Raw genomic sequence first — 5,456 nt, forward strand, 5'->3', positions numbered from 1 at the left:
TGGCCCGGCGGCCTGCCGGTGCCCGCCGGCACCCCGGTGACCGCGCCCGGCGCGGACCCGCTCGCCGGCTGTCCCGGCGTGGTCGGGGCCGTGCCTGGTGTGCCGGCCGCCACCCGGCGGGCCGGCGGCCGGGCCGCCGCCATCGCGCTCGGCGCGGCGCTGCTGCTGACCGTGCTCGGGGCGCCCCTGGGCCTGCTCTGGGCCCTGGTGGCCCCCGGTACGCCGGTGCGGATGACCGCCGAGGGCGCCGTCTACGCCACCCCGCAACCGGAGCAGCCGATCGCCGCGGACGGCTGGTTCAGCCTCCTCGGGCTCGGCTTCGGGGTGCTCGCCGCGATCACCCTCTGGGTGGTGCTGCGCCGCCGGCGTGGCCCGGCCGGCCTGGTCGCCGGGACGCTCGGCGGGCTGGGCGCGGCGGTCGTGGCCTGGCAGGTCGGCCGCCGGATCGGGCTCGGCACCTTCCAGCGGCTGCTGGACACCGCGCCGCCCGGGACCGACTTCACCAAGCCCGCCGACCTGCGCGCCGGCGGGATCGACTGGTACGGGCCGCTGCCCGTCCCGCACGGCAACCTGCTGCTGGCGGCGTTCGGCGCGGCCGTGACGTACACCCTGCTGGCCGGCTGGTCGCGGTGGCCCTCGCTGCGGCCGGAGCCGCAGTGGGATGGCGGCTGGGCGCCCGGCGGGCCGGGGATCAGTTCGGAGCCGGGGGACCAGCCAGCTCGCTGAGCGGCACCGGGACCGCCCGGACCTCGCGCAGCAGGGCGGTCTCCCGGTGCAGCAGCCGCAGCTCGGCCCGGAGCCGGCCGGCGGTGTCGTCGATGGCGAGCAGCCGCTGCCGGTCGTCGACCGTCAGCGCCGCGGTGGCGGCGACCAGGTGCGACAGCACCGTCGGGTCCTCCGGCAGCTGCTCGGAGATCTCCTGCGGGTCCGGCCGGACCAGGTTCAGGTACTGCCGGAAGACCGAGATCACCCGGGCGGCCAGCAGGTCGGCCGCCTCGTCGGTGCCGGCCGCCTCGGGCAGCCACTCCACGTCGGCGGTCAGGTACGGCGCGGCGGCGTCGTCGACCTCGGCGATGCGGAACCGCCGCCGCCCCACGGTGACGATGTCGAACCCGCCGTCGGCCAGCTCGGTGACCTGCCGCAGCTCGGCGGTGCAGCCCACCTCGTGCAGGGTGACCTCGCCGGCGGGGCCGGAGCGGCCCGGCGGCTCGGCCGGCGCGACCTCCCAGCCGGCCCGGATGGCCACCACCCCGAACTCGCGCGGCGCGCCCTCGGGCAGCCCGACGAGGTGGCGCACCAGCGCCCGGTAACGCTCCTCGAAGATGTGCAGCGGGAGGACCAGCCCCGGGAAGAGGACCGTCCCGAGCGGGAAAACCGGCAGCCGTGCGGTCACGTGATCGAGAGTATCCCGAGCGCGTCTCGGCGGCGTGTCCCGGCTCACCGTCCCGGCGTACGGGCGGCTCCGGTCGGCGCGCGGGCCGGCAGCCTAGACTCGCAAGGGTGTTGAACCGGATCGACCTGCGCGGCGGCGCGCGTGACCCGCGCCGCCTGCTGCCCCGTGCCCAGCTCGACGTCTCCGTGGCCGTCGAGAGGATCCGCCCCCTCGTGGAGGCGGTCCGGGAGCATGGGTACCCGGCGATCCGGGAGGCGAGCGAACGGTTCGACGGCGTCTCTCCCGAGCGCCTGCGGGTGCCGGTCGAGGTGATCCGCGCCGCCGAGGACACCCTCGACCCGCAGGTCCGCGCCGCGCTGCTGGAGTCGATCACCCGGGCCCGCAGGGTCCACGCCGACCAGCGCCGCGTCGACCACACCACCCAGGTGGTGCCGGGCGGCACGGTGACCGAGCGCTGGGTGCCGGTCGACCGGGTGGGCCTCTACGTCCCCGGCGGGCTGGCCATGTACCCGTCGACCGTGGTGATGAACGTGGTCCCCGCCCAGGCGGCCGGGGTCCGCTCGCTGGTGGTGGTCAGCCCGCCGCAGAAGGACAACGGCGGCCTGCCCGACCAGCGGGTCCTCGCCGCCTGTGCGCTGCTCGGCGTCGACGAGGTCTACGCCGTCGGCGGCGCCCAGGCCGTGGCCATGCTGGCGTACGGCGCGACCGTCGACCCCGACGGCGCCGAGCGCTGCGAGCCGGTCGACATGATCACCGGCCCCGGCAACATCTGGGTCACCGCCGCCAAGCGGCTGCTGCGCGGCGTGGTCGGCATCGACGCCGAGGCCGGCCCCACCGAGATCGCCATCCTGGCCGACGACACCGCCGACCCGGCGCACGTCGCCGCCGACCTGATCAGCCAGGCCGAGCACGACCCCCTCGCGGCCAGCGTGCTGGTCACCCCGTCGGTGGCGCTCGCCGACGCGGTCGACGCCGAGCTGGCCCGGCAGGTGCCGGCGGCCAAGCACGCCGAGCGGATCGGCACCGCGCTGCGCGGCGAGCAGAGCGGGATCGTCCTCGTCGACGACCTCGAGGCCGGGCTGCGGGTGGTCGACGCGTACGCGGCCGAGCACCTGGAAATCCAGACCGTCGACGCCCGCGAGTGGGCGCTGCGGGTGCGCAACGCCGGGGCGATCTTCGTGGGCGCCTGGTCGCCGGTGTCGCTCGGCGACTACTGCGCCGGCTCCAACCACGTGCTGCCCACCGGCGGCTGCGCCCGGCACTCCTCCGGCCTGTCGGTGCAGTCCTTCCTGCGCGGCGTGCACCTCGTGGAGTACACGCGGGACGCGCTGCGCGAGGTGGCCCCGCACGTGGTCACCCTGGCCGGCGTCGAGGACCTGCCGGCGCACGGCCAGGCGGTCAGCGCGCGCTTCCCGGGGGAGACCTCGTGACCACCCTCGACGACCTGCCGATCCGCGACGACCTGCGGGGCCTGAAGCCCTACGGGGCGCCGCAGCTCGACGTGCCGGTGCGGCTGAACACCAACGAGAACTCCTACCCGGTGCCCGAGCCGGTGGTGGAGGCGATCGGCAAGGCCCTCTCCGCCGAGCTGCGCGACCTCAACCGCTACCCCGACCGGGACGCCGTGGCGCTCCGCGCCGACCTCGCGGAGTACCTCGGCCACGGGCTCACCGTCGACCAGGTGTGGGCGGCCAACGGCTCCAACGAGATCCAGCAGCAGCTGCTCCAGGCGTTCGGCGGCCCCGGGCGCACCGCGCTCGGCTTCACCCCGGCGTACTCGATGCACCCGCTGCTGGCGCTCGGCACCGGCACCGACTGGATCCCGGCCGCCCGCGACGCGGACTTCGGGCTGACCGCCGCCGACGCGGTCGCCCAGGTCCGGACGCACCGGCCCGACGTGGTCTTCCTCTGCTCGCCGAACAACCCGACCGGCACCGCGCTCGACCCCGCCGTGGTCGCCGCCGTGCTGGCCGAGGCGCCCGGCATGGTGATCGTGGACGAGGCGTACGCCGAGTTCGCCCGGCCCGGCACGGCCAGCGCGCTCGCCGTGCTGCCCGGGCACCCCCGGCTGGTGGTCACCCGGACCATGAGCAAGGCGTTCGGCTTCGCCGGCGGCCGGCTCGGCTACCTGGCCGCCGACCCGGCCGTGGTGCGGGCGGTGCAGCTGGTCCGGCTGCCGTACCACCTCTCCGCGCTCACCCAGGCCGCCGCCCGCGCGGCGCTGGCCCACCGCGACGCCCTGCTCGGCACGGTCGCCGCGATCATGGAGCAGCGCGACCGGATCGTCGCCGAGCTGCGCGCCCGCGGGCACCGGGTGGCCGACAGCGACGCCAACTTCGTGCTCTTCGAGGTCGGCGGCGACCAGGCCGCCGCGTGGCGCGTCCTGCTCGACGCCGGCGTGCTGGTCCGCGACGTCGGTCTGCCCGGCTGGCTGCGGGTCACCGCCGGCACCCCCGCCGAGACCGACGCCTTTTTGTCTGCGATGGAGAAGCTGTCATGAGCCGGACCGCCCGGGTGGAGCGGATCACCAAGGAGACCAAGGTCCTCGTCGAGATCGACCTCGACGGCACCGGCAAGGCCGACATCGAGACCGGCGTCGGCTTCTACGACCACATGCTCAACCAGATTGCCCGGCACGGCGGCTTCGACCTGACCGTGCACACGGTCGGCGACCTGGAGATCGACGCCCACCACACCATGGAGGACACCGCGCTGGCCCTGGGCGCCGCGTTCGACCAGGCGCTGGGAGACAAGGCCGGCATCCGGCGGTACGGCTCGGCGACCGTCCCCATGGACGAGGTGCTGGTCCGCGCCGCCGTCGACCTCTCCGGCCGGCCGTACGTGGTGCACGACGAGCCGGCGCTCGCCCCGTACATCGGGCCGGTCTACCCGACCAGCATGACCCGGCACATCTGGGAGTCGTTCGGCCAGGCCGCCCGGGTCACCCTGCACGTGGACGTGCTGCGGGCGGCCCGGCCCGGCGGCAACCCGGACGCCCACCACGTGGTCGAGGCCCAGTTCAAGGCGGTCTCCCGGGCGCTGCGCGAGGCCACGTCGATCGACCCGCGGTCGGCCGGCGCGATCCCGAGCACGAAGGGCGCGCTCTGATGAGCGCGAGGAACGCAGCGCAGCGGAGTACCGCAGTCGCGAATGGAAGGCGGCTCTGATGGGGCGGGCGCTGCCGACGCTGCTGCTGATCCTGGCCGGGGTGCTGGTCGGCGGGACCTGGTCGCTCTACAAGCAGGGCGCCGCCCGCGGCGCGGTGGTGGTCACCGGGCTGCTGGCCGTGCTGGCCACCGCCGGCGGGCTGCTCTGGCTGCTACCCGGGGAGGGCTGATGGGGAAGCGTGTGGCGGTGCTCGACTACGGCTCGGGCAACCTGCGCTCGGCCGAGCGCGCCCTGGAGCGGGCCGGCGCCGACGTCACCGTCACCGCCGACCTGACCGCCGCCGCCGAGGCCGAGGGCCTGGTGGTGCCGGGCGTCGGCGCGTTCGCCGCCTGCATGGCCGGGATCGAGGCGTTGGGCGCCGGCCCGGTCATCGCCGACCGGGTGGCGGCCGGCCGCCCGGTGCTCGGCATCTGCGTCGGCATGCAGGTGCTCTTCGAGCACGGCGACGAGCACGGCGTGGTCACCAAGGGGCTCGGGCTGCTGCCCGGCGGGGTGACCCGGCTGCCCGCGCCGCGGCTGCCGCACATGGGCTGGAACACGGTGCACGCGCCGGCCGGCTCGGTGCTCTTCGCCGGCCTGCCGGCCGACGCCCGGTTCTACTTCGTCCACTCCTACGGGGTGACCGAGCCGGCGGCGCTGGCCGCCGCCGGGGCCACCGTCACCACCGCGCACCACGGCACGGACTTCGTCGCCGGGGTCGAGCGCGGCGCGCTGTCGGCGGCCCAGTTCCACCCGGAGAAGTCGGCCGACACCGGGGCGGCGCTGCTGCGCAACTGGCTGGGCACGCTTGAGTAAGGAGCGGGCCCGCCGCCGGGAGGCCCGCCAGGCCGAGCTGGAACGGGAACGCGCCGCGCGCGCCCGCCGGGCGGCGCGCCGGGAGCGGCGGCGCGTCGTC

At 76.2% G+C, this 5,456-nt stretch carries 7 protein-coding genes; 6 read left to right on the forward strand and 1 reads right to left on the reverse strand.

Annotated features, from left to right (window positions below; genetic code table 11):
* Window positions 1-12 precede the first annotated feature (12 nt).
* Complete coding sequence (locus tag B0E53_RS32645; protein ID WP_246835712.1) at window positions 13-726, forward strand: DUF2567 domain-containing protein; 714 nt, start codon at window positions 13-15, stop codon at window positions 724-726.
* Here the strand turns inward: B0E53_RS32645 and B0E53_RS32650 are convergent.
* Window positions 692-1,393: an LON peptidase substrate-binding domain-containing protein gene (locus B0E53_RS32650; RefSeq protein WP_107079483.1), complete on the reverse strand. Its 702-nt coding sequence runs from the start codon at window positions 1,391-1,393 to the stop codon at window positions 692-694. The two genes, B0E53_RS32645 and B0E53_RS32650, sit on opposite strands and share 35 nt — an antisense overlap.
* Before the next feature lie 107 nt (window positions 1,394-1,500).
* On the opposite strand from B0E53_RS32650, the gene hisD reads away from it, so the two are divergent.
* From hisD to hisH, 5 genes are read left to right on the forward strand one after another with little or no spacing between them, the layout of a single operon-like run.
* Window positions 1,501-2,823: a histidinol dehydrogenase gene (gene hisD, locus B0E53_RS32655; RefSeq protein WP_107079484.1), complete on the forward strand. Its 1,323-nt coding sequence runs from the start codon at window positions 1,501-1,503 to the stop codon at window positions 2,821-2,823.
* Window positions 2,820-3,893: a histidinol-phosphate transaminase gene (locus B0E53_RS32660; RefSeq protein ID WP_107079485.1), complete on the forward strand. Its 1,074-nt coding sequence runs from the start codon at window positions 2,820-2,822 to the stop codon at window positions 3,891-3,893. The genes hisD and B0E53_RS32660 overlap by 4 nt, the downstream gene beginning before the upstream one ends.
* A complete protein-coding gene (gene hisB, locus B0E53_RS32665) occupies window positions 3,890-4,501 on the forward strand; it encodes an imidazoleglycerol-phosphate dehydratase HisB (protein WP_107079486.1) in 612 nt (203 codons plus the stop codon). Before B0E53_RS32660 ends, hisB begins: the two co-directional genes overlap by 4 nt.
* A 58-nt stretch (window positions 4,502-4,559) precedes the next feature.
* The gene (locus B0E53_RS38105; RefSeq protein WP_168215468.1) at window positions 4,560-4,730 is read left to right on the forward strand and encodes a hypothetical protein; all 171 of its coding nucleotides are present in this window, start codon (window positions 4,560-4,562) and stop codon (window positions 4,728-4,730) included.
* Window positions 4,730-5,356, forward strand: coding sequence for an imidazole glycerol phosphate synthase subunit HisH (gene hisH / locus B0E53_RS32670; RefSeq protein ID WP_107079487.1), 627 nt, complete (start codon window positions 4,730-4,732; stop codon window positions 5,354-5,356). The genes B0E53_RS38105 and hisH overlap by 1 nt, the downstream gene beginning before the upstream one ends.
* The last annotated feature ends 100 nt before the right edge of the window (window positions 5,357-5,456 follow it).

The sequence above is a fragment of the Micromonospora sp. MH33 genome (assembly GCF_003013775.1).
GTDB classification, from domain to species: domain Bacteria; phylum Actinomycetota; class Actinomycetes; order Mycobacteriales; family Micromonosporaceae; genus Micromonospora; species Micromonospora fulviviridis.